Here is a 25,436-nt window from a genome sequence, read left to right as displayed (position 1 = left end):
ACTTATATAACAACTTTCCAAGCGAAAGTTCATATTTTTACGGATATTTTATATTGTTTTTAAGATCATTGAATACTTTGGCCGTGAAAAATATTCATGGCTAAAACCAAAAAAAGAGAAAAAAAAACATTTCATTCTATGTGTTTTTATTATGGATATATGCAAATAAAATTGTTCTTTTTTGTGGCTATATATAAGGTTTACTTGTAACATATTCTTTTTTTTGTTGAAAAATTTTAATAAAATCAGAAGAAAAATGATATATAGCCTTCTTATTTAACTAATTCAAATTCGGCTTTTAAGTTCGCGTCAGAATTATTACCAACGAAAATTTCAAAATCTCCTTCTTCAAAAATATATTCTAAATTATCATTATAAAATTTCAAATTCTCAGGAGTTATTTCAAAATGAATTATCTTTTTTTCGTCTTTTTTGAGAAAAACTTTTTGAAATCCTTTTAATTCTCTAACTGGTCTTACCACAGATCCCACTAAATCTCTTATATACAATTGAACAACTTCTTCCCCATCAAAATTTCCTGTATTTTCAACAGTAACAGAAATTTTTAAAGTATCATTTGTCGTCTTTAGTTTTGAATTAGAAAGCTTCAAGTTGGAAATTTCAAATTTTGTATAACTCAATCCATATCCAAACGGAAATTTAGGGCTATTTTTTTCATCAATATAAGCTGATACATAACTCGTTTCATTTTCATTACTTGCTGGCCTTCCTGTATTGTAATGATTATAATAAATTGGAATTTGTCCTTCGCTTCTAGGAAAAGACATTGGCAGTTTTCCAGCTGGATTATAATTCCCAAAAACAACATCTGCAATCGAGTTTCCAGCTTCACTACCCAACCACCAGGTATAAGCAATAGTTTCAATATTATCTGTAGCCCAATTGAAAATAAGGGGTCTTCCAGCGTTAATCAAAAGCACAATTGGCTTTCCTGTTTTATGAATTTCTTTTAATAATTCTTCTTGAACTCCAGGTAATTGCAAAGAACTTCGGCTTTTTGCTTCACCACTCATATCGGGTGCTTCACCCAACGTCATTATGACCACATCGGCTTTTTTTGCAGCTTCAATCGCTTCGTTAAATTGTGATTTGTCTTGATCATTTACGTTACAACCTTTGGCATAAATTAAATTTGAAGTTGCATCCATTTGTTTTTTGAGTCCTTGATATTGAGATACGATTAACGAAGCATCGTCAGGCCAAGACATAGACCAGAAACCTAAATTTTCAGAAACCGCTTTACCAAAGGGACCAATAAGTGCAATGTTTTTTGTTTTTTTAGATAATGGTAATAATTGCTTTTCGTTTTTTAGAAGTACAATACTTTTTGCGCCAATATCTCTTGCGTGTTTGCGATGTTCTGGATTATTAAACTGTGAATCTTCTCGTTTTTGATTGCAAAATTTGTATGGATCTGTAAATAATCCTAATTCATATTTTTTAATTAAAATTCTTTTTACTGCGTCATCAACAAGTTTTATATCTACTTTGCCCTCTTTTACCAATTGAGCCAAATGATTTTTGTAACTTCTGCTTTCCATATCCATATCGCTACCTGCTTCAATAGCAACTTTTGCAGCCTGATAATTATTTTTTACAAACCCATGTTGAATCATCTCACCAATACTTCCCCAATCACTTACAACAAAACCATTAAAATTCCATTGCTTTTTTAACACTTCTCTTTGTAAAAATTTGTTTCCGGTTGCCGGAATCCCATTCAAATCATTAAAGGAATTCATCAAAGTTCCTACACCAGCATCAACAGCAGCTTTAAAGGGAGGCAAATACGTTTCGTATAATTGTCTCAAACTCATATCAACCGAATTATAATCTCTGCCACCAACGGCTGCTCCATATGCGGCAAAATGTTTTGCACAAGCCATAACGGCATCTGTATTTCCCAAACCGTTTCCCTGAAAGCCTTTTACCCTTGCTTTGGCAACAAGAACTCCAAGATAAGTGTCTTCACCGGCGCCTTCCATTACTCTTCCCCAACGTGGATCTCTACTTATATCGACCATAGGGGCAAATGTCCAATGAATTCCATAAGCAGCTGCTTCTACAGCTGCAAAACGAGCTGATTTTTCTATAACAGCCATATCCCAACTGGCCACCTCTGCTAGGGGAATTGGATAGTTTATTCTAAAACCATGAATTACATCTTGACCAAATAATAGTGGAATTTTTAATCGACTTTGAAGTGCGAATTCTTGCAATTCTCTGGTATGATTCACTGTAATCACGTTTAACATGGAACCAACAAGACCATTTTTAATTTGACTTTGCTTATCGCCCTCCTTTGTAATTGGCCCCGTATGAGTCCATTCACCAGAATATTGGTTAAGTTGTCCTATTTTTTCTTCCAAAGTCATTTTTGACAATAAATTTCCAATAAAAGAATTCATCTTTTGTTCTTTTGATTGTGAATAAGCCAGTTGTATTGAAGTAACCATTAAACAAAAAATCAATAACAGTTTTGTAGTTTTTTTCAAGTTTAAAAAATTTGTGTGCATATGTATAATGATGTAAAAAAGATTGAAATTGAAATAGGAGTATTATTATGTTTAGAACTTTCGAAAAAGAAAATTATAATTTCAGTGTTAAAAATAATAGCTCTGAAAAAAAATAAAAATTAATATCCTATAGGGATAATATGTTTGCTGAAACAGGATATCAAAATGGGTTTAAAAACTTATTCTAACTTCTAATGAAGATTAAAAAACATTATTTGTTTTCACTAAAAGAATATAGAACCAGTTTTTTTTAAAATAGGAAATAGTTTCATAAAAAAAAACCCTTCGATATAATTACCGAAGGGCAATCACTAAATAAACAAACCAATTTATTTAATCAACTCAAAACTAGCATTATTATCTGTATCCGAATCTCCTCCAACAAAAACTTCGAATTTTCCTGGTTCTGCAACATATTTCAATTCTGAATTATAGAATTTTAAATCATTTGCAGAAATTTCAAATGTCACCGTTCTTGTTTCTCCTTTTTTAAGGAATATTTTTTGGAATCCTTTTAGTTCTTTTACTGGACGTGTAACCGATCCCACCAAATCTCTAGTATACAATTGAACCACTTCTTGACCATCATAATTTCCGGTATTACTAATATCTACAGCAACTTTTATTGTGGAATTTGAAGTCATTTTATTCGAAGAAATGTTTATTTTTCCGTATTTAAAAGTCGTATAACTTAATCCAAAGCCAAATGGAAATAAAGGTTCGTTGCGCTCATCTATATAGTTAGAACGAAATTTTTCAAACTTTCCTTCTTTGTTTGCAATTGGACGACCCGTGTTTTTATGACTGTAATAAATTGGTACTTGACCTACACTTCTTGGAAATGTCATAGTAATTTTGCCTGATGGATTAACTTTACCAAAAAGAACATCCGCAATTGCATCACCTGCTTCGGAACCAGCAAACCATGCATTTAAAATAGCCGGAACGTTGGCATTTTCTTCAGTAAGGACTAAAGGACGACCTGTGAATAAAACTAAAACAACTGGTTTCCCTGTTTTTAGTAATGCCTTTAATAAATCTTTTTGTGTTTGAGGTATTTCTAGATTGGTTCGGCTAGAACATTCGCCACTCATCTCTGCCGATTCGCCTAACGCTGCAACAATGACATCTGCTTTTGATGCAATTTCAATTGCTTCTTTTTGCAATTCTTCTTTAGAACGATTATCGCGATGAAGTGTTTTTCCAAACATTGTAGCGTTTTCTTCAAATGTGGCATTGTCATCCAAATTCGAACCTTTAGCATATACAATTTTGGAGTTGCTATTATTTTTTAATCCTTCAAAAAGTGAAATCGATTTTCCATTGGATGCTACACTCCATGTTCCCACCATATTTTCTTTGGCATCCGCCAATGGGCCAACAAGAGCTATAGTTCCCGATTTTTTTAAAGGTAACAATTCATTGTTATTTTTTAACAAAACCATTGATTGCGAAGCTATAAATCTAGCTTCATCACGGTTTTCTTGTGTGAAAATATCTTTTGCAACACGACTTTCATCACAATATTTATACGGATCTTGAAAAAGCCCTAAATCGTATTTGGCATTTAATATTAAACGAACGGACTCATCCACTTGTTTTTGAGAGACTTTACCTTCTTTAATAGATTTGGCAATAGTAGAGATGAAGCCTTCTCCTATCATATCCATTTGAACACCTGCTTTTAAGGCAAGTGCCGAACACGTTTGCAAATCACCCATTCCATGATCAATCATTTCGTTTATTCCTGTATAATCTGTTACCACAAAACCTTTGAAACCCCATTGTTTACGAAGTACATCGGTAAGTAACCATTTATTGCCAGTGGCAGGAATGCCGTCAATTTCATTAAATGAGGCCATTGTAGAACCTGCACCAGCATCAAAAGCAGCTTTATAAGGAGGCAAATATTCATTATACATCCTTATTCTACTCATATCCACCGTATTGTAATCCCGTCCTGCTTCTGCAGCACCATATAGTGCAAAGTGTTTTACACAGGCAAGTATGGTGTTATTTTTGGATAAATCAGTTCCTTGATACCCTTGTACCATAGCTTTTGCAATTAATCCTCCCAAGAATGGATCTTCGCCTGAGCCTTCTGCACATCTGCCCCAACGAGGATCACGAGCTAAATCAACCATAGGTGAAAACGTCCAGTTGATACCGTCTGCACTAGCTTCCTTGGCTGCAATTTCTGCACTTCGCTTTATTAAATTCATATCCCATGAACTGGCTAAACCTAATGGAATAGGAAAAACAGTTTCATAACCATGAATTACATCCATACCAAAAATAATTGGTATTTTCAATCTACTCTTTTCAATTGCGATTTTTTGAAATTCTTTTATTTTGTTTACTGCTCTTCCCTTGCTGTTGGTACTAATATTGAATAACCCCCCTACTTTGCCTTCTTCAATTTTTTTGGCAATATTTGAACTTTGTGCTTGTCCTGTTACAATATCATCGGCACCAGGAAGATTTAACTGCCCTAGTTTTTCTTCCAAAGTCATTTTTGCTATTAATTCGGCTACGAATTCGGCTTTTGGTTTAATTTTTACCGCTTTTTTAACTTCCACTTTTTGGCTGTAGCTCAAAAAAGTACAACCTAGGAACATTATAATTAACTTACTTCTCATTTTTTATTTGTTTTTTATTTGTTTAAACATCCAATCATAAATTTCTTGGTTGTCATATACTCTTGACCAACTATCGTGACCCGCATCATCGAAAATAGTTAGTTCAACATTGGCATTACACTTTTTTAATTTTTTATAAATGGTAATTGCATAATCCACATTGACAACATCATCGAGCAAACCATGAAAAATTCGGGTAGGAATGTTTTTGATTTTGCAGTCTTCAATCATAGGAACTCTGTCTACAAATCCTGCAATTGGCACAAGTGCAGCAAAAGTTTCAGGATGAGCAAAGGCGAGATTCCAAGCGCCCCATCCGCCCATACTTAGCCCAGTGAGATAAATTCTATTGGCATCAATATTGTTTTCTTTTTGAATTTTTAATATCAAACGGTGCAATACTTCTTCATCCCAATATTCATTCTCTGGGCATTGTGGAGCCAGAATATAAGCATCAAGTTCGTGAGTATTGATGTATTTGAAAGGTCCATGAACTTTTACTTTTTCTATATCAGTACCTTTTTCGCCTGAACCATGGAGAAAAATTAGCAACGGTTTTTTTTCTTTAGTATCAGCTGGAATGTGTAATGCATAACCCAATTTGTGTTTTTGAACGATTTCTGTTTTCATTGTCCCCTTTACATCACTTTGCGCAAGAGAAACTATGGAAAAGAATAAAGAAAGTATTGCTAATTTACATTTCATCTTAAATTAATTTTAAAATCCATATTTACCAGAATGAAAGCCAAGATCAATTAAACCTTGTTTTACTTCAGGTGCGTTCATAAGCAATTGCCATAATAAACCCGAACGGTAATTCTCTAACATGACCATTTCGGGCCCTTGGTCAATGGCTAAATAACGTTGTGCGGTCCATTGATACTGTAAGCTATGTGCATCATAAAATCCCGCCACACCCCAAGTATCCTTTTTATAATTTTCATATAAATTACGCATGAGTGCTTTGGATTCTACAGGTGTATAAACAATGGAGCTTATTGCTGCTGTTGGCGAAATAACTCCTTTGTCATTGCTTGGCATATGGGCATTATAGTCAATAGATCCATCGGTATTTCTAGAATAGGACGCGGTCAATCCCCAATAATTAGTACCATATCCTTTATAACTTTTAGGATTTGTAACACAATATAAATAATCAATTTTTACCTGATTTGAATTCAAATCCCAATAATTGGCATATTGATCACTCAATTCATGTGGATCTAAACCTAAATAAGAATAATGTGCCCAAAATAGCGGACCTCCAAATTCTTCGGCGCCATTGTGTTTTAAAATTAAAGGCAAATTGTATTTTGTCCCAGCCGAAACAATGCCTCCGCTTCTAGCCCAGCCTTCATGATACGCTATTGGAGCAATCGCATGTGTTGGCGAAGCTGCAGCCATAATATAAGTAATCAAACATTCGTTATACCCTTCGAGAGGAAAATTCATTTGCCATGCGTAATTAGGTGACCAATGCCAAAATAATTTATTCTGATTGTTAGTGTACCATTGCCAATCGACTCCTTTCCAAAGAATATTGTATTTTTGAGCTAATTCTTTTTCATCCGTTGTCCCATTTTTTAGGTATTCCCGGACGGTTATCATTCCAGCTACCAAGAATGAAGTTTCTACTAAATCACCTCCATTATCTACCGTTCCAAAAGGGATGACATGGCCTGTATTTCCATCTATCCAATGGGACCAAGCACCATGAAAACGGTCGGCAGTAGTCAGGAAATTGGCTATTTTATTTAGCCGTTCTATACCTTGATCCCTAGTAATATAACCCCGAGACATGGCCGAAACAATAGCCATTAGCCCGAAACCAGAACCGCCTGTTGCAACAATATTTTCGTCAAAGGCTGGATCTTGAGGAATGTATCGCTCTCTTGCCATTCCTGAATTAGTTTGAGCATAATTCCAGAAATAGGCAAACGTTTGTTTTTGCACTGCATCCATAAGTTCTTCATCTGATAATTTTACAACGGGAACAACCTGTTCGGTAGCAGTTGTTACCACACTCGATGATGAATTACAACTAAATGTAATCAAAAGGATTAGTGAAACTGAAAATTTTTTCATTTTTTGGTTTTTGTTTTTTATACAAATTGGCAACAATATCGTTTGGTCACCACTAATACTACAGCCCCGATTTTGGCAAACCCTTATTGGTAGCTAGTGTTTTTCTCAGACCGTATTTTTACTCTATTTAATCAATAATCACTTCATCAAGAACGTATATTTTTTATCAATTGTTACGCTTTTCCAATTGTCAGTCCTAAATGGAACTGCTGAAAGCCCCTCTGCATTAAACAGATTACATTCAGAATCATCTCCTTTCCAGCCAAAACGGACAGAAACTGGCTTTGGTACTTCTATGCTTTCTAATATTACTTGATTAACTTTTTCCGTTTTTGCTTTCGCAGGATAAAATTTTTGGTCGCTTCCTGCAATTTCAAACCCTTTTAATTCTCCATTTTCATTTTTCATTTGCAACGTTGAATTTACATTTTCAAAAGTTACAATTACTTTATTTCCTTTTATTTTCATTGATTTATATTGTGGACTTTTGCAAATTCTTTTTTTATTATAATCATTATTTAAAGTTAGGTTTGCTAATCTTTTCCCTACATCTTGTTTGTTTGTTGGGTGAATATCTTTTGGGTTTCCTATGTCTGTTGTTACAATCATTCCTGTTTTTGGAATGGATAAAGCCAATGTCTGTGCTTCACGTAATTCAGCCCAATCCGAACCTTCATTACTGTTTCCTTTTGTTTCAAATGTGGCTAATTGAACAAAATAAAAAGGAAATTCATTGTTCCACTTTTTTCTCCAATCTTGTATTAATAAAGGAAATGATTTTCTATATTGAAAGGCTCTTTCGGCATTACTTTCGCCTTGATACCAAATTATGCCTTTAAAAGCAAAAGGAATTAAAGGCTCAATCATCGCATTATAACACAAACTTGGAAATTGATTTTGATTGGCTTCTAATTTTATGCTTTCAACTTGAAATTTCCAATCGCCAGCCAAAGAAATTGTTTCATTTTCTAAATCTAATCTTACGTTTTCTGGTTTTTCCCAAATTCCGCCACCACCGCCACCATCTATCACTTTTACCACAATCACATTTTTTCCTGCTTTTAAAACTCCTATTGGAATAGTATAAATACGTTCAGCATCCCATTGATTCATTTCGCCAATCTTTACATTGTTTATATAGGTAACATCACCATCATCAATTTTTGAAAGGTGTATTATAGCAGTTTTTTTACTTTGTTCTTCGGTTAGTTCGATGGTTTTTCTTATCCAAACAACACCATCAAATTCGCCTAATGATTGTTGCTCCCACGCTTTTGGTTGATATAAAATAGGTAGTTTGCTATCATCAAAACTGAGTTCTTTAAATTCTTTTTCACTAAATGATTTTAGTTTTACAGTTTGAATTTGTTCAACTTTTTGTACCTGTTTTAAAATATTTTCTTTGTTTAAAGAATCTATATGGATTTTGGGCATTTTAGCAATCATTTCCTTAAATTCATCACTGCTTTCAAATCCTTCTCGGCTTATCCAAGTTTCAATATTTGTTCCGCCCCAACTGGAATTTATTAAGCCTATCGGAATTTTTAATTCGTTATATAATTTTTGGGCAAAAAAATACGCTGTTGCTGAAAAATCACCCACAGTGGTTGAATCGCAAACGCTCCAATTGCCACCTGAAATATCCTTCTCTACAATAGAATTTATGTTTTTTTCTACTTTTATATAACGAATAAAAAGGTTATTTGCTGTTTTTTTTTCTTCTTTGAAATTATTTGAATACCTAACCAACCATTCCATATTGGATTGTCCAGAACACAACCAAACTTCACCCACTAAAACATTCTTTATTTGGATAGAATTTTCTCCTGAAATGTTTAATTGAAAAGGACCACCTGCTTTTTCCAAATCAAGTTTTACAGACCAATTCCCTTTGGAATCTGCAATTACATTTTTAGTTTGATTATGAAATTGGATCTTAATTTTTTCACTCGGATTTGCCCAGCCCCAAATAGGAATTTGTACATTGCGTTGCAATACCATATTATCTGAAAAAAATTTGGGTAGCGTTACTTTTGCGTTTACTAATAAACTACAAAATGAAAAGGCTAAAAATAAAATGACTTTATTCATTGATTTTAAATTATATGTTAGGTATGTTTTAAATCTTTTGTTTTCAAACTCGAAAGTTTGTTGTCAGTACGGCTGTTAATACACTTGCCACCAACGTTATTTTATCATTCTCTTTTGTTCAATCAATAGGGCATTGACTTAAAATTAATGAGTTTTTATATCAGTCAAGTTATTATTTTAATGCCTGATAAATTAAAATCTTGAGTTTTTGATTAAAGTCATCAAAATAGATACTCGGCGATAAGTTGGTAATCACTTGAAGCACTATTTCTTCTTTTGGATCAATCAAGTAGTCGCTGCAAAACCCACCACCCCAGCCAAATGCACCAACACTGGCAAGTTCAGCAAATTTTGTTTTGGCAGTTATCAGTTCAAAACCTAACCCAAATTTGTCATTTCGCCATAAATCAGAATCACCAATTTGATTGCGTGACATTAAGTCAACAGTTTTTCTGCTTAATATCTGGTTATTATTAAAACTGCCTCCATTTAATAGCATTTGACAAAATTTAGCATAATCAAAAGCTGTACTTACCATACCTGCTCCACCTGAAAAATAGGTTTGTGCACCTGAAATTGCAAACATACGTGCAGATTCATCGGTACTAATGGTAATAGGATCGGTTTCTTTAGCTTTGCCATACAACTCAACCAATCTATTTTTTTTATTTTCGGGCAAATAAAAATAAGTATCATTCATTCCAAGTGGTTTTGTTACTCTTTCATAAATGGCTACATCTAAAGGTTTTCCAGATAAAATTTCGACAAGGCGACCAATGACATCAACACTTAATCCATAGTCAAATCTTACACCAGGATCAACTTTCAATGGACGCTTTCCTAATCTGTTGATAGCATCTTCGAGTTTGTCGGGTTTCAATGAATTGAAATAGGGTATTTTGAATTGGGGAAGAACGTCTAATGGAGTCTCGTAAGGAATTCCTGAATTATGAGACAATAGTTGACGAATAGTAATTTCAGATTTTGCAGGTCGGGTTTTGTAATTACCACTTGCAGGATTAATAGTGTCATAACTTACCAATACTACCGGATTTTTAAAAGCGGGTATGTATTTGCTGATGGGGTCATCTAATAAAAATTTACCCTCCTCATACAAGGTCATCAAAGTAACAGATGTTAATGCTTTTGTTTGAGAAGCAATCCTATAAATATTTGAGGTAATTGCAGGTGTTTTCTTTTCACGATTGCTGTATCCAAAGGCCTTGTGGTAAACAATCTTACCTCTTCGTGCTACAAATATTACAGCATTAGGAGCTTTTCCGTCATCAATAAATTGTTGCATCCATTTGTCAATTCTTTGTAAGCGTTCGGCTGAAAAACCTATATCAGATGGCTTAGTAGCTTTGCTGAATTGTTGCGGACGGTCTATACTTCGTAATCGTTCTGCTGAAAATCCAACTTCAGATGATTTAGTTAAAATTGGATATTGTTGCGAATTAGGTGTAGTTTGTCCAATAGCAGTTCCACAAACAGAAAGAAACAGAAGGATATTTGTGATTAAAGATTTCATATTCTTTTTAGCTTTAACAATTATTTTCTATGGTCGTCTTAACACTATCTCGGAGGTGTCATTAAAATGGCTTATAACAAGGAATAAATATTATAAAAATATCTATTCACAGTCTTATCTAAAGTAAAAAAAACTTGCCATAGAAAACACTATTGCTATGACAAGCTTATTTGTATTATTTCTTTTCAGCAAATAAAGTTTGAACATCTGCAAGTGGAAGTGCCGTATTATATAATCTAAAATTATCAAATGAACCTGTCCAAGAATTCATCCAACCTTCTTCAGGGTTTCCTGAGCCTCCTATTCTAAATCCATTTATTCTAGATGCATTAAATTTAACCGCACCATGGTTATTCCATGATTTATCGGCATATTTTACCCCATCCTTATAAAATGACATTTTAGAAGTTGCAGCATCGTAAACAAAGGCTAAATGATGCCATTGATCATCAAATAAACCAGGTACGCTATCCCCATTTACCCACTCAAACCAGTGGTCTCCTGTTCCTTGCTCATCTACAAATAATTTTACAATTGGTTTTGCAGCCGTTCCCTCCATCAACAAAAACATGGATGCTTTTGCCCAGTTATCACTAGTTAATGCAAATGCAAATTCAGTTTGAGTTGGTACTGCACGTTTAGACCAAAATGCAACAGTAAAACTACTTGCAGTTTTTGCAAAATCATTTGCAGAAGGATAAGCGATGAATTTTTTGGCAACTCCTCCTTTTATACCTTTTCCAGAAATCCCTTCTGTAGGAGTTAACGGATTATCTGTTGGAAATTTTGCACGAATATTATCCACTGCAAATTTTAAAGGATCTGTTGCTGTATCATCGAAAGGTACATAAAACTTTAATGGACCGCCGACGGCATTGGCGTCTTTAGGATAATCACCCAATACAGGTCTATCCATTTCCTGACATCCAGTAAATACTAATGAAATAAATGCTATTCCAAAAGCCTTTTTTAGTATTGATTTATTAATTTTCATAATGTTTTTTATTAAATCGAATTTTTATTAATAATTTGAATTTTGAATTAACACACCACCAGATTTATCGATTGAAGTTTGAGGAATTGGTAAAAATTTATTTTTATCCTGATATCCTAAACCTCCTAATACTGAAGTTGCATCTCCCCATCTAACTACATCATAGAATCTTTCGTTTTCCATTGCAAACTCAACTCTTCTTTCTTGCTTAATTGCAATTCTTAAATCAGATTGAGCACTTGTGGTAATTTTTGGCAAAACAGCGTTATTACCTCCTCTTGCTCTTAATCGAATCATTTCTAAATAAGCTATTGCTTGTGAACTATTTCCTAATTCATTTGCTGCTTCAGCAGCCATCAATAATACATCTGCATATCTTAAAATCTTGATATTCTCCCAGTTGTTTTGATTTTGATTGTATTTAGTTCTTGTACTCGCTTCAGTATAAGCTTTTTTATTCCAATACATTCGATCCAAAGGAGGACTCGCAGGTAACGTACCACTACCATAACCCCCATCATCTTGACCGGAAGTTAAAATAGTTTCATTTTTTCTAGGATCACCAGCTTCAAACGCAGCAATTAAGTTAGTGGTTGGAACATTAAAACCCCAACCTAAATCCCAACTACCAGTACCTCGAACTCCTTGAGAAACATAATAAATATTAGAATAATATACGTTAGCAGTAGTAATTAATTGTTGCACTTCAAATATAGATTCACTTGAATTATTTCCTTGAATATTAAATAAATCTTTAAATGACGGATTTAATGAATATGCACCAGAATTAATTACTTCTTGACATTTAGCATACGCATTGGTATAATCTTTTTGATACAAATATAATTTAGCCAACAAGGTGTTTGCAAAACCTTTTGTAGCTCTGCCAGGATAAGCAGGCCAAGTCAATGGTAAATTTTGAATTGCATATTCTAAATCTGCTTTAATAAATGCATCTACTTGTGCAATTGTAGATTTGGCTTTTATACCATCTGTTACATTCACAATTTTAGAGTCTATTATAGGAACTTCTCCATAATCCCTGCGCAAGTCAAAATAAGCGAAAGCTCTAATTACTCTTGCTTCAGCATTATTTACTAATGTACCATTATCTGTAAGCCCTGATTTAGCAACATCATCAATTAAATCATTACAAGCATAGATCAAACTGTAGTGGTCATTCCAATAACCTTCGCTTAAACCTTCTGTTGCTGTATATTGAAAATGATCATACACATTCCCTGCCGCAGCTTGATCTCCTGCTGAACTTCCTTTTTCAGCATCATCTGAACGAATACTTTGAAGCCAATATCGATTCCAACTTGCTACGGAAGAAGTACGCAATTTACCGTACAATCCAAAAGCAGTTGCTTCAAATCCTCCAGCAGTTAAATCCCCTTTTACTGCAACCCCTAAAGGTTTTGTATCTAAAACATCATCATTACATGAATATTGTGTTGATAAAATGAGTACTCCAATAACCACCCATTTAAAATTTAAAACTTTATTTTTCATTTTTTGTATAGTTATATTATGTTAAAAAGTAGCACTTAATCCAAATGTTGTAATCATAGGAACCGGATAACCGCCATTATCTACATTAAATTGAGTTGCTGAACCACCTGCATCAGGAGTAAATCCCGAGTTATTTTTCCATGTATATAAATTTTGGGTATTTATATATAATTTTAAATTTTGAATTTTAAAGTCTCTAATCATCAAAGTATTAAAATTATATCCCAATTGAACATTTCTTAATCTTAAATAACTACCATCTTCTATCATATAAGTAGAATTCAGTTTATTATAATCTGATCCTTCATAAACTCTCGGCTCCCAGTTTGATGTACCTGCTCCGGTCCATCTATCTTCACGATCTTGTCTATAATTAAATTGTGCAAAAGTACTTCCGTTCCCCCAATTCCTCCATACTTCATTTCCATAAACTCCTTGGAAATCCATAGAGAAGAACCAATCTTTATAATTTGCATTTAGACTTAATCCATACGTAAAATCAGGTGTAGGGTTACCAATTATGGTTCTGTCGTCTGCAGTTATTTTACCATCTCCATTTACATCTTTGAATTTTAAATCTCCTGGTGCGTAATCTCCAACACCGCTTGGTGCAGAAGCTAAAATATCAGCATAGGATTGATAAATCCCCTCTACTACATAGCCGTAGAAAGATCCTATAGGATCTCCTGCCCTTGTAATTGCCGGTCCATCATATATAGAATAACCATCTTTAAAAACAGAGTTTACTTTGTTATTTAATGTTGTTAAATTACCACCAATAGAATAACTGAAATCATTAGAAATTTTATCGTTCCAAGAAGTAGAGAATTCAAGTCCTTTATTTTCAATTTGTCCAGCATTGGTATAAAATGTTTCTCCTTTATCATCAACAACGTTTACTAATAAATCATCTGTTAATTTATGAAAATATACCGCTTCAAATTTAAATCGATTATCTAATGCTCCTAATTCAAAACCTCCCTCGTACGATTTAACAGTTTCCCATTTCAAATTAGAGTCAGCTCTATATGCAAACACAAAAGCTGGAACTACTTGAGTACCGAAAACGCTACTGGATCCTTCAGTATAATTTGGCAAGTAAGGATAATGTAGAGATGTAAATTGATTTCCTAATTTACCATACGAACCTTTAATTTTTAGATAATCCAATACTTTTTGATTCTCCATAAATTTTTCTTTGCTTACTTCCCAAGCTCCACCTAAAGACCAAAAATTTTGATATCTGTTGGCTGGCGATAATTCTGATGAAGCATCTCTTCTGAAAGAAGCATTCAATATGTATTTTCCATTATAGTTATACAATAAACGCGCTAAATTAGATGTAGTAGCTCTATCCCATTGCTCTGAATTTGAAACCCTTGTTGCAGAATTTCCGAAAGGAAATACATTCAAATACCACCATCTTGGATCATTTGGAATTTGTTGATTTATATTACCAGAAACACTACCGCTAATTTTTTCAAAATATTGGTAATATGTGGTACGTCCCAATAATGCCGTGAAATTGTGCTCTCCAATCTTTTTAGTATAAGTCAATAAAAGATCTTGTTGTGATTTCTGTTCAGTAGAGTTAAATTGGTTTACATTAGTTAGGGTTCTACCGCCAGAGGAAACCACTTGGTCACTTTCAGCAGCATATACATCAATTAACGGTGTATACCCCCTACCTTTTTTTACATCCATATCTCCCATAAAAGCATATCGGATAGTAAAATCTTTTAAGAATTTTAATTCTGCAAATACATTACCAACGAATCTATATTGATTATTAATTTTGGTTCTAATTTCTTCATTCACAGGAATTAACGGGTTACCTATTTGTGCTCCACCAATTTGTATTGGTAATTGATTATAAACTCCGTCAGCGTTATAAGGACTTACTATTGGCGTAGCTATTAAAGCAGAAACAAAATTACCTTCTCCAGGAGTTTTTGATTTATATCCATTTAATCCAGCTCCAACTTTAAAGTTTTTACTCACTTTAAATTCATCATTTACATTAAAAGTGACTTTTTCTAATTTTTCTTTTTTAATTAATCCTTCCTCTGAAATGTTTCCTATACTGAATTGGAGTTTATTTGTTTCGGTTCCATTTGACAGACTCAAACTATTATTTTGAACAATTGCACCCTGATTTGCTATTTGATCTATCCAGTCAGTATTGCCATTGTATTTATCATAATAACTAAAAGCTGGCAACCCTTCATTTACCAATCTTTCATTGTATAATGTTTTAAATAAAGTTGCATCAGCTAATTTTGGCTTATTGACAATGTTTTTAATACCAAGAGATGAATTAAAGTTCACAGTAAATTTACCAGTTTTTGCTTGTTTAGTAGTTACCAAAATTACCCCATTAGCACCTCTAACCCCAAAAATCGCCAATGATGAAGGGTCTTTTAATACATCTATAGATTCAATATCATTAGGGCTAATAAAATCCATATTGTCATTAAACAAACCATCAATTACATATAAAGGTTTAGTTTGTCCTCTACTAATAGTTCCACGAATCCTGATATCTGGCTCCTGTCCTGGTCGACCTGAATTTACAACAGTTAAACCCGCAACCTTTCCTTGCAATGAAGCTATCGGATTGGTATTTGGCTTATCTGCAACCTCTTTTCCACCGATTCTAACAGAGGAGCCTGTCAAATCTCCCTTTTTTGCAGTTCCATACCCAATGACAACTACCTCTTTCAGTTCGGTGTCTTTGGACTCTTTTAGTTTAATACTCATTACTCCTGCAGTTGCTTTTGTAGTTATAGCATCAAAACCTACCAAACTAATTTTTAATACCTCACCTACTTTGGCATTGATATTAAAATTACCGCCAAAATCAGTATCAGCTGAAGTCTTGGAATCAGCAGCAACTATCATTGCACCAGGAACCCCAATCCCATTCTTATCTGATACCTTTCCTTTAATTACTTGACCAGACATATAGGCCGGAAGTAGAATAAGTGCTAAAAAGCTAAAAATAAATTTTCTCATATATTAATAATTTGTTAAAGTTAGTGGAGCCAAATTTAGTAATTACAACGTAATAGTAGCTTAAATGAAGTTACTACATAAATACATCAAATTATTTAAAAATCACAAGGAATCAGTATTTTAAGGCGGCTAAGGGGCATAAAGAGATACTACAATATATCTATATGACGTAGTAATGACGTATTGTAATTCCGCAACTAATTAATAAAAAAAAAATATTATCTATAAAAAATACAACTTATTTATACAGTTAATAAAAATTTTGAAAGGTTTTCGTCCTGAAGAAGGTTAAATTTCTTTCTTAATCGATAGCGATGCAGTTCAACACCTCTTAAAGAAATATTTACTATTTGCGCAATTTCTTTTGAGGAAAGATTCATTTTTAAGTAAATACAAAGCTTAATATCCTTTGAAGTAAGATTCGGATATTTTTTAGAAAGGTTAATTATAAATGTATTGTGAATTTGATTCAGATTGGTCTCAAATGTTTCCCATTCATGCTTTTTAACCACAGTGATTTTTACGGCTTTTTTAATTTCACTTTTTAGTTTGTTGAAATCAGTTTCATTGTCTAAAATTCCTTGAATATTTTCCATCATTTCACTTTGTTTGGCAATCGATAGCGATTTACCGGCAACTTCAAATGTTTTTGATTGTAACTCCAGTTCAAGAATATGTTTCTCATATTCTTGAATATTCAATTCGTTTTCAGCTTTTAATTCTATCTCCAGAATTTTCTTTTGATGCTTTAATTCCTCTTCTCTCAATTCCAGTTTCTGAATGTATTTCATCTTATTCCATTTATAATAAAGATATAATATCATCCCTATTACAATCACGTACACTAAAATCATCCAAAAAGAAAAATACCAAGGCTTTGCCACAATAAATTGGAAATTGGAAACTTTATTATAATGCAATCCATCATTATGGTAAATAGTCAAATCATGTGAACCGCTATTAAGATTATTCAAAATAATCAAACCTTCATTTATAGGAGTAAAATTGGTTGCATTATTTATTTTATAAAATAAGTTTGGTTTTGTTGCACCAAATCTTCCTGATATAACACTAATTCTTAACTCTGAATTGTAATTTATCTTTGATTTGTTTTTAACCAAATTATCATTAGTAAAAGCCTCGATCTTTACGTTTGTGCTTTGTTTATTTTTGTATTTTAATTGGAGGGAAATAAAACCATCGTCAAGATTTAATAAATAGTGATCCTTGGTTTTAAAAATTTTTAAATGGTCGTTGATGATTTTTCCTTTATAATATTTCTCCTGAATACTATTCCAAATAAATTTATTTTCATTCGCATATATATGGTACAAAAGTCCTTCTTCCAGCACTATAAAATGGCTTTCATCAATAGCAGCAATATCAGAAATGTTTTTAAAATTGGAATTAAATAATTCGTTCTCTTGTAATTGATTCGTGATATAATTATAAGTATACCAGGAATTGTGTATTAAAAAAAGGATTTCATTTCTAAACTCAAATATTTTTACTCCAAAATCATTAGCAATCTTATTAAACTGGGTGACATTTTCCACTTTTGTAGTTTCATAGGCATCATTGTATAGAATTCTATATAGCCCTCTATAATTATCTGCTGCCCAAATCTCGTGTTCTCTATTTTGGGCTGCATATTTTATGGGTTTAAAAAGTCCTTTTACGGCTATTTTTTGAGATAAATTATTGATGTCATTGTAAATTATAACACCACTGTAGGTTGACTGTAAATAGGAATTATTGATGTTGCTTTTTGCTAAATTCCAGCCTCCATTTATATTATTTAATTTAGAGAACAATGCGTTTTCATAAACAAAAGTCCCCTCGTTGTGTCCTATCAGGTATTTATTATTTATTTTACTGATGTTCCAAGCCTGCCCTTGGGTATTAGGAACCAATGAAAAACGATGGTCTTCGTATTTAAAAATACCGTGATTTGAAGCCATTAAATAACCTTTTTCAGTGGTAGCAACAGAATATACAGAACCTAAAACCCCCGAATTATCATAAAAAATAGATATGGGTGAATTGACCTCGATATGAGCAATCCCATTGTCTAAGCCCAACCATAAATCATTCTCTTTGTCCTGACCAATGCTCAAGATAGAGTTGTTCATCAATACGTTATTCCTGTTGATGTTTTTATAGGAACCATCATTCAATTCAAAAATATAAAGTCCTTTACTTGCTGTTCCTATTATCAGTGTATTATTTTTAATGAATCGAGCCACGTTTATATTAGTCGTTTTTAAAGTTTCATTCAATGGATTTTTCCAAGAATTCAAAACACCATTTTCTGCAACATAAACACCCTTTTTTTGAGTAAAAATATATGTTTTATTTTGGTATTTTTCGATGGTATGAATGACATTATTTTCTAAAATTTCCCAGCCTTTTATTTTTTCAATCTTGGAATTGGTCATTTTATAAACTCCTTTGCCTACTGAAGCAATTAAAAGTTGCTTGTCTATTTGAAAACAATAGGAAATAAGAAACGGTAGTTTAGTTTTCTTAATGGACTTTCCATCATATAGAAAAATTTCATTAAAAGACTGAAAATAAATTTTGTTATTGAATTTAAATATCTTCCAAATTTCTTCGTTTTCGCTATCATAAAAAAGATTCTTCCCTTTAGAAATAGAAACATAATACATCTTTCCCTCTTTTCTAAACCAATACCCAAATTCTTTGTAGGAACCAGAATAAACTCTATCTCCATCTATCATTATGGAACGAATGACACTTTTATTAGGCGACATGTATTTTTCCCATTTTACGCCGTCATAACGCAATAAATAATGGTTATTGGCAAAATACATAGCTTCATCGTTTCCTTGAGCCACATTCCAAATCTGGTTATCTCCATGATAATTTGATTTACTGTAATTTTCAACGAAAGGAAGCAACTCCTGAGAATAAAGTTGAGAGGATATAAAACCGAAAAGGATTAATAGTACTATTTTAGCTTTCAAAATGGGTAGATTTATATTTCAAATATAATCACATTTATTTAATATAAAAAAGCTTCCTATGCAGAGAGAAGCTTTTTGAGGACCGCTACTCTATCGTCTAGACACAAATATTTTTGTAGGTTTAGGCGTTTAGGTCGCCCAACGCAAAAAACATCACTACCTTTGTCAAATGAGCACAAGGGAAAAATTTATAGGATTGAATTCGATAACATTTAACAAGCGATTTAAAGAAGATATTGACTGTTATGAATACCTTCCATTAATTAAATGGAAAAGAGGGTTATGCGTGTAGAAAATGTAATTATGACAAATATTGCAAAGGTAAAAAACCATTTTCTAGGAGATGTTTGAAATGTAAGTGCGATGAACCAAATGCATTAAAAAGGAAAAAACAAAACATCAATAACTTGATTTTACAGTCGATTAATCAACATTAGACAAAAAATTCACTTACCTACAAGAGTAAAATCAAAAAAATTGTAAAAATGAGTTTATGAGACAAAAAAAACAGATAAATAACTATAATTCAATAATTTAAAAATAAAAAACCCATCAAATATACAAAAATATATTTGATCGGTTTGGTGAACCTTATGGTCCAAAATTCGAACCTTTTATTAGAAGATTTAAAGCTTTTGAGTGAGATAATATAAACTCATCAAAATAATATTAATGGTAGTGTCTCACTAACTGTGTAAGTTGAAAAGTTATTCTAAAAAATTTTTGAGCCCTTAAAAGCTCAAAAAAAAATTCGGAAATAACTTTTTCGAGTTACTTACTTAATTACTACGATTTGTTTCCAACCCTGATGCGGATGTGAGACTAATCGTCTGAATATATTATCAAAAATTGAATCTTTATGTATTGACCTATTCAGGCGATAAAAATATTCATCTAAATATTTTTGCAGGTGTTCCTTTTTGACGTGTGATTGAATCGTTCTTATAGCAGTTTTTACTTGATGGATAATAGTATGCATTTCTTTGAAATTTTTTCCTGGAACACTTTTTTCTTGGACGATGTTATAGGTTTTTGCTATTATTTTGTAAGCTGTCCACTGGTCTGTTTTGACATTTGCATCTTTACTTATATGCTCGTCAAATAATGGTTTTATCGACTTTGCAGAATAATCCTCAATCACATTTGCGTAACCCCTCTTTATCTTTCCGTCATCTGTCAACTCAACAGCACAAGCCACTTTAGCTTTTTTACTGTCATAATTTCTTCCTTGTTTTCCAGTTTCTTTTCCACCAACAACAAATTCATCTACTTGTACAATTCCAGTCATCGGATATTGTTTTGAAGACTTCATAGCCAATCTTACTTTTTGCATAAACAACCAAGAAGTCTTTTGGGTTATTCCATAGCGTTTTGCGGCTTGGGTTGAAGAAATTGATTTGGTTGTGCAAGTCATTTCAAAAGCAATACAAAATGCTTTTTGAACTCCAAATTTAACTTTATGAAAAAGCGTTCCAGCCGTTGCACTTTCTTTATATCTGCATTTAGTACACTCCCTTGTATTGTGTTTTTCAAAATACACATACTTTGTATTGTCGCAACGCTTGCATTTATAGCCATCTTTCCACTTCACATTGGCGATAAATTCACGGCAACTTTGGTCGTCTGGGAACGTCTTTATGAACTCTAAAATATTCTCACCCTGAAATATCTTTTCCATATCCTTGTATTTGCTATAAATATATGTGTTTTTTATGTATATAAGTCGATAACTTTTTTTCCTATTTTTAAAATTTACATAGTCATGATTGACAAAGACGAATTATTAAACAACAAGGATTTCTACAAATCCTTCAAGAATGCAGATGATTTAACCTCATTCTTCAAAACGATGCACAAACGAGCAGTGAAACACATGCTTGAAGCTGAACTCGATGCTCATTTAGACAATGAAAAGTACGATAAAACCGCCAGCGGCAATTATCATAACGGCCACGGAACCAAAAAAATAAAGACATCTTTTGGCGAACATGAAATCAAAGTTCCTCGCAACAGTTCAACTTAGCGACTTTGCCGAAATTAATCCACAAACAAATATAAATACTTCTTTCAATATATTTTCTCAATCAATTGCAATTATCATCTCCACTTCTATCATAAAATTATCCTAAATATCATTATTTAAATTGACATATCGGGAAAAGTCGATATATTTGCGCCATGGAACATATAGAAATCTTTAAGGCACTCTCAAACAAATCCAGATTACAAATGCTGGAATGGTTAAAAGAACCTGAAATAAACTTTCCGGATCAACTCCAACATTCAGGATTTGAGCATGGAGTTTGCGTTGGTCAAATTCAAGCCAAAGCTGGCCTTACACAATCGACAGTTTCTGAATATCTATCTATTTTACAACGTGCAGGATTTATAGAATCTAAACGTGTTGGACAATGGACATACTATAAACGCAACGAAGGTGCCTTTGAAGCACTCAGTAAATTAATTCAATCTAATTTGTAAATTACTATGAGTACAAACAACCTGTTTTCGCCATTTAACTTAAAAACGTTAAATCTTAAAAACCGAATCGTAATGGCGCCTATGACGCGCTCATTTTCTCCAAACGGAATTCCAACTGATGAAGTAGCTTCTTATTACAAAAAAAGAACTGAAGGCGAAGTTGGATTAATATTATCTGAAGGAACTGTTATCGACAGACCTTCTTCATCAAACGATGCAAATGTGCCTCATTTTTATGGAGATGAATCTCTAAAAGGATGGAAAAAAGTCATAAATGAAGTTCACGCAGCTGGAGGTCAAATGGGGCCGCAAATCTGGCATATGGGAATCATGGACAATCATCATTCAGGATGGGTTCCGCCGGTTCCTTTTGAAGGTCCGTCAGGATTAAACCGACCAGATTTCAGTAACGGAAATACAATGTCTGAAAAAGATATTGAAGATACTATTATTGCTTTTGGAAAAGCGGCTGCTGATGCTAAAAGATTAGGATTTGATACCATCGAAATTCACGGTGCACACGGTTATTTAATTGACCAGTTCTTTAGAGCAGAAACCAATTTGCGTACCGATATTTATGGTGGAAAAACACTTCCGGAACGTAATCGTTTTGCTATTGAAGTAGTAAAAGAAATTAGAAAACAAGTGGGTGACGATTTCGCTATTATCATGAGATTTTCTCAATTTAAACCTTCTGATTATAATTATAAACTAGCTAAAAATCCACAAGAAATGGAAGCTTGGCTTACACCTCTTGTGGATGCTGGTGTTGATATTTTACATTGTTCACAACGCAGATTTTGGGAACCTGAATTTAAAGATTCTGATTTAAACTTTGCTGGTTGGGCTAAAAAATTAACAGGGGCACCAGCTATTACGGTAGGTTCTGTTGGACTTTCTAGTGATTTCTTTGGTGCTTTTGCCGGAGAAAGTTCTCAACCAACATCTTTAGAAGAATTAAACAGACGTTTTGACAGAGGCGATTTTGATTTAGTTGCAGTTGGAAGACCTCTTTTATCTGACCCAAATTGGGTTGCGAAAATTAAAGCAGGTAATACAGACCAATTAAAAGGATTCAGCAAAGAAGCTTTAGGAGCATTAGTTTTAGAATAAATTTCCGAAATTGCCCACAGATAAGACGGATTTTACAGATTGACGCAGGAAAAAAATCATTTTTAATTTTTTATAATCTGTGGCAAAAAAAAAGATGCACTGCCATGTATCTCTACAGTAATTTTATACGCAAAGATTAAAATAAAAGGGATGAAACGTTTTTTATGTTTCATCTCTTTTTGAATAACTAACAAAATTTAGAAATTTAATATTGTTTATGCTTCAATAGCAATTTTTTCTCTTTTGGAATTTGTTCTGAAGCCAACTACGAACCGGTTCATCGTATAATTTCAAGCATAGATAACCAATTACTATGCTGGCAATTAAAACTCCAATTCCCGAAATATAACCATCTGACAACGATACTTTGTTATCTACAATCCAAGCAGTGTACCAATAAATTAAAGGATAATGCACGAATGATTTTGTCATTATCTTGATCGTGTATCCAACCAAAGCTTGCTATTTCGTATACATTGGTTTTACTTATCCCGAGTAACAAGGTATTGCCTTGGTATTGCCATTGATGGTCTACAGCATATCATAAAAATAATTACCTTTAACATTCCTAATACTATCAAAAACAGGCTATGACAGAAATTTTTAAGATGTTTCGTATTACAGCTGCAGAATCTGAGAAGATAATGCATTCTGTGAATGAGCCCCATGCCCACAATTTTGAAGAACTGATCATAGGTGGACAAGGTCAGTTGGAACATTTTATAGATTTTAAATCCCACTTGATAGACACACCTTTTATTAGTTTTGTAACCCAGGGAAAAATCCATCGTGTCAAGCCGCTTCTTAAAGATGGCAAATGCGATATGTGGGTATTAAGGTTCAAAAGTGAATTTATTGCAGAAACTACCTTCAGCCTTTATGCATCATTCCACGACAAGGCCAACATCTCAATGCAGAGTACTAAATGCTTTGAGAAATTAGATACCATCTGCAAAATAATTTTTGATGAATATCTGCAGGATGCTCCTGACCTGGCCGTAATCAGACAATTGCTAAGTGCCCTTTTTACTATCATAGAATCCGAACGTCATAAGCTGAATCTGGACGATGATGAGTCTAAGAAAATACAAGGCACGACTTTTAAAAATTTTCTAAGACTATTAGAAGAACATTACAAGGAACCTAAGGATGTCAATTTTTATGCGGCTAAACTTTTTATGAGCTCGCGCAATCTGAACCTTATCTGCCAAAATATATTACAGCAAAGTGTTTCGGAAATTATCGAAATCCGCAAACTTATCCAAGCCAAGAATCTTTTGATATCCACTGATAAGAATGTGGCCGAAATAGGTTATGAACTTGGGTTTAATGAAAAAACCTATTTTACCCATGCTTTTAAACGTAAAGCAGGCCTGACTCCTACTGAGTTCAGGGAAGAAATGCAAAAGATGCTTTCCTAAAAACACAACTATTCTTCCGAAAAGCATTACCCTTATCTTGACATTATGTCTCAACTTTGTATCATTAAAAATTGATGCATTATGAAAAGAAAAGATTTTTTAAAAACTATGGCAATTTTACCTTTGGGAGCTGCTGCGATGCAGCTCAGCTCCCTTAAAACAGCTACGGATGCTTTTGGTCCTACCGAAAGAATGCCTGTCCTTTTTCTTGGACACGGTAATCCTATGAATGCTCTGGCCGATAACAGTTTTACTCAAGGTTTTCAACAAATAGCCAAAACAATACCAAAACCAAGGGCTATTCTCTGTATATCAGCTCACTGGGAAACTAAGGGGACTTTTGTAACGGCAATGCAAAAGCCAGAGACCATCCATGATTTTGGTGGTTTCCCAAAAAAGCTTTTCGACCTTCAATATCCAGCTCCAGGCAGTCCCGAACTTGCACTGGAAACACAGCAGCTAATCACTTCCACCTCTGTGGGACTCAGTAATGACTGGGGACTGGATCACGGCTGTTGGTCGGTGATAAAATTCCTGTACCCCAATGCAGATATTCCTATAGTAGAGATGAGTATCAACTATACCAAGCCTGCTTCCTATCATTACGAACTAGGGAAAGAACTGGCAGCACTAAGACGCAAAGGCGTACTTATTATAGGCAGTGGTAACTCGATACACAATCTACAATTGGCTGCATGGGACAAAATGACGACACCTGGATTTGCGTATGACTGGGCTCATATCGCAAATGAAAAAATGAAAAAAATGATTCTGGAGGATGACCACCAATCTCTTATTAATTTTGACAAGCAAGGGCGTGAGTTCCAGCTAGCTATTCCCACTCCGGAACATTATATACCTATGCTTTACACATTAGCCCTGAGAGAAAAAGATGAAAAGGCTACTGTTTTCAATGACGCCTTGGTAGCCGGATCACTCAATATGCTGTCTATTAAAATAGACAAAGCATGATCATAAAAAAACATTTTTGGATATGCATTAGTATCCTTATTTTAATTTCAATCTT

General features: G+C 33.4%; 15 protein-coding genes and 1 pseudogene. 5 read left to right on the top strand and 11 right to left on the bottom strand.

Going from position 1 to position 25,436, the window contains the following annotated elements:
- Positions 1 to 272 precede the first annotated feature (272 nt).
- The 11 genes from bglX (ACNQGH_RS03845) to ACNQGH_RS03795 form a co-directional block, all read right to left on the bottom strand.
- Positions 273 to 2,537, bottom strand: coding sequence for a beta-glucosidase BglX (gene bglX, locus ACNQGH_RS03845; RefSeq protein ID WP_417954663.1), 2,265 nt, complete (start codon positions 2,535 to 2,537; stop codon positions 273 to 275).
- Between the two features lie 329 nt (positions 2,538 to 2,866).
- Positions 2,867 to 5,176, bottom strand: a complete 2,310-nt coding sequence (bglX, locus tag ACNQGH_RS03840; RefSeq protein ID WP_417954662.1) for a beta-glucosidase BglX — start codon at positions 5,174 to 5,176, stop codon at positions 2,867 to 2,869.
- Between the two features lie 3 nt (positions 5,177 to 5,179).
- Positions 5,180 to 5,881, bottom strand: coding sequence for a carboxylesterase family protein (locus tag ACNQGH_RS03835; protein ID WP_417954661.1), 702 nt, complete (start codon positions 5,879 to 5,881; stop codon positions 5,180 to 5,182).
- 12 nt (positions 5,882 to 5,893) lie between these two features.
- A complete protein-coding gene (locus ACNQGH_RS03830) occupies positions 5,894 to 7,261 on the bottom strand; it encodes a glucoamylase family protein (protein ID WP_417954660.1) in 1,368 nt (455 codons plus the stop codon).
- Positions 7,262 to 7,399: 138 nt separating this feature from the next.
- Positions 7,400 to 9,352, bottom strand: coding sequence for a sialate O-acetylesterase (locus ACNQGH_RS03825; RefSeq protein WP_417954659.1), 1,953 nt, complete (start codon positions 9,350 to 9,352; stop codon positions 7,400 to 7,402).
- A 172-nt stretch (positions 9,353 to 9,524) separates the two neighbouring features.
- Positions 9,525 to 10,883, bottom strand: a complete 1,359-nt coding sequence (locus ACNQGH_RS03820; RefSeq protein WP_417954658.1) for a serine hydrolase domain-containing protein — start codon at positions 10,881 to 10,883, stop codon at positions 9,525 to 9,527.
- A gap of 175 nt (positions 10,884 to 11,058) precedes the next feature.
- The gene (locus tag ACNQGH_RS03815) at positions 11,059 to 11,877 is read right to left on the bottom strand and encodes a LamG domain-containing protein (RefSeq protein WP_417954657.1); all 819 of its coding nucleotides are present in this window, start codon (positions 11,875 to 11,877) and stop codon (positions 11,059 to 11,061) included.
- A 27-nt stretch (positions 11,878 to 11,904) separates the two neighbouring features.
- On the bottom strand, positions 11,905 to 13,392 hold the full coding sequence (locus ACNQGH_RS03810; protein WP_417954656.1) for a RagB/SusD family nutrient uptake outer membrane protein: 1,488 nt from the start codon (positions 13,390 to 13,392) through the stop codon (positions 11,905 to 11,907).
- Positions 13,393 to 13,413: 21 nt separating this feature from the next.
- A complete protein-coding gene (locus tag ACNQGH_RS03805; RefSeq protein WP_417954655.1) occupies positions 13,414 to 16,407 on the bottom strand; it encodes a SusC/RagA family TonB-linked outer membrane protein in 2,994 nt (997 codons plus the stop codon).
- 242 nt (positions 16,408 to 16,649) lie between these two features.
- Positions 16,650 to 19,394, bottom strand: a complete 2,745-nt coding sequence (locus tag ACNQGH_RS03800) for a helix-turn-helix and ligand-binding sensor domain-containing protein (protein ID WP_417954654.1) — start codon at positions 19,392 to 19,394, stop codon at positions 16,650 to 16,652.
- Between the two features lie 775 nt (positions 19,395 to 20,169).
- On the bottom strand, positions 20,170 to 21,072 hold the full coding sequence (locus tag ACNQGH_RS03795; RefSeq protein ID WP_417954653.1) for an IS1595 family transposase: 903 nt from the start codon (positions 21,070 to 21,072) through the stop codon (positions 20,170 to 20,172).
- 84 nt (positions 21,073 to 21,156) lie between these two features.
- Between ACNQGH_RS03795 and ACNQGH_RS03790 the strand changes: the two are divergent.
- The 5 genes and pseudogenes from ACNQGH_RS03790 to ygiD form a co-directional block, all read left to right on the top strand.
- Positions 21,157 to 21,405: pseudogene (locus ACNQGH_RS03790) on the top strand (transposase); the annotation flags it as partial.
- A gap of 167 nt (positions 21,406 to 21,572) precedes the next feature.
- Entirely contained in the window at positions 21,573 to 21,875 is a 303-nt protein-coding gene (locus ACNQGH_RS03785) for an ArsR/SmtB family transcription factor (protein ID WP_314897005.1), read from the top strand.
- Positions 21,876 to 21,881: 6 nt separating this feature from the next.
- Positions 21,882 to 22,988, top strand: a complete 1,107-nt coding sequence (locus tag ACNQGH_RS03780) for an NADH:flavin oxidoreductase (RefSeq protein WP_417954652.1) — start codon at positions 21,882 to 21,884, stop codon at positions 22,986 to 22,988.
- A 590-nt stretch (positions 22,989 to 23,578) separates the two neighbouring features.
- A complete protein-coding gene (locus ACNQGH_RS03775; protein WP_417954651.1) occupies positions 23,579 to 24,409 on the top strand; it encodes a helix-turn-helix domain-containing protein in 831 nt (276 codons plus the stop codon).
- Positions 24,410 to 24,547: 138 nt separating this feature from the next.
- On the top strand, positions 24,548 to 25,381 hold the full coding sequence (gene ygiD, locus ACNQGH_RS03770; protein WP_417954650.1) for a 4,5-DOPA-extradiol-dioxygenase: 834 nt from the start codon (positions 24,548 to 24,550) through the stop codon (positions 25,379 to 25,381).
- Positions 25,382 to 25,436: the final 55 nt, after the last annotated feature.

The organism is Flavobacterium kochi, assembly GCF_048286715.1.
Classification (GTDB): Bacteria; Bacteroidota; Bacteroidia; order Flavobacteriales; family Flavobacteriaceae; genus Flavobacterium.
The sequence above is the reverse complement of the archived record's forward strand: the minus strand, read 5'-3'. Positions and strand labels throughout refer to the sequence as shown.

Excerpts from the sequence above, each read along its gene's own strand:
- bglX (WP_417954663.1), bottom strand. The coding sequence starts at position 2,537 with ATGCACACAAATTTTTTAAACTTGAAAAAAACTACAAAACTGTTATTG.
- bglX (WP_417954662.1), bottom strand. The coding sequence starts at position 5,176 with ATGAGAAGTAAGTTAATTATAATGTTCCTAGGTTGTACTTTTTTGAGC.
- ACNQGH_RS03835 (WP_417954661.1), bottom strand. The coding sequence starts at position 5,881 with ATGAAATGTAAATTAGCAATACTTTCTTTATTCTTTTCCATAGTTTCT.
- ACNQGH_RS03830 (WP_417954660.1), bottom strand. The coding sequence starts at position 7,261 with ATGAAAAAATTTTCAGTTTCACTAATCCTTTTGATTACATTTAGTTGT.
- ACNQGH_RS03825 (WP_417954659.1), bottom strand. The coding sequence starts at position 9,352 with ATGAATAAAGTCATTTTATTTTTAGCCTTTTCATTTTGTAGTTTATTA.
- ACNQGH_RS03820 (WP_417954658.1), bottom strand. The coding sequence starts at position 10,883 with ATGAAATCTTTAATCACAAATATCCTTCTGTTTCTTTCTGTTTGTGGA.
- ACNQGH_RS03815 (WP_417954657.1), bottom strand. The coding sequence starts at position 11,877 with ATGAAAATTAATAAATCAATACTAAAAAAGGCTTTTGGAATAGCATTT.
- ACNQGH_RS03810 (WP_417954656.1), bottom strand. The coding sequence starts at position 13,392 with ATGAAAAATAAAGTTTTAAATTTTAAATGGGTGGTTATTGGAGTACTC.
- ACNQGH_RS03805 (WP_417954655.1), bottom strand. The coding sequence starts at position 16,407 with ATGAGAAAATTTATTTTTAGCTTTTTAGCACTTATTCTACTTCCGGCC.
- ACNQGH_RS03795 (WP_417954653.1), bottom strand. The coding sequence starts at position 21,072 with ATGGAAAAGATATTTCAGGGTGAGAATATTTTAGAGTTCATAAAGACG.
- ACNQGH_RS03785 (WP_314897005.1), top strand. The coding sequence starts at position 21,573 with ATGGAACATATAGAAATCTTTAAGGCACTCTCAAACAAATCCAGATTA.
- ACNQGH_RS03780 (WP_417954652.1), top strand. The coding sequence starts at position 21,882 with ATGAGTACAAACAACCTGTTTTCGCCATTTAACTTAAAAACGTTAAAT.
- ACNQGH_RS03775 (WP_417954651.1), top strand. The coding sequence starts at position 23,579 with ATGACAGAAATTTTTAAGATGTTTCGTATTACAGCTGCAGAATCTGAG.
- ygiD (WP_417954650.1), top strand. The coding sequence starts at position 24,548 with ATGCAGCTCAGCTCCCTTAAAACAGCTACGGATGCTTTTGGTCCTACC.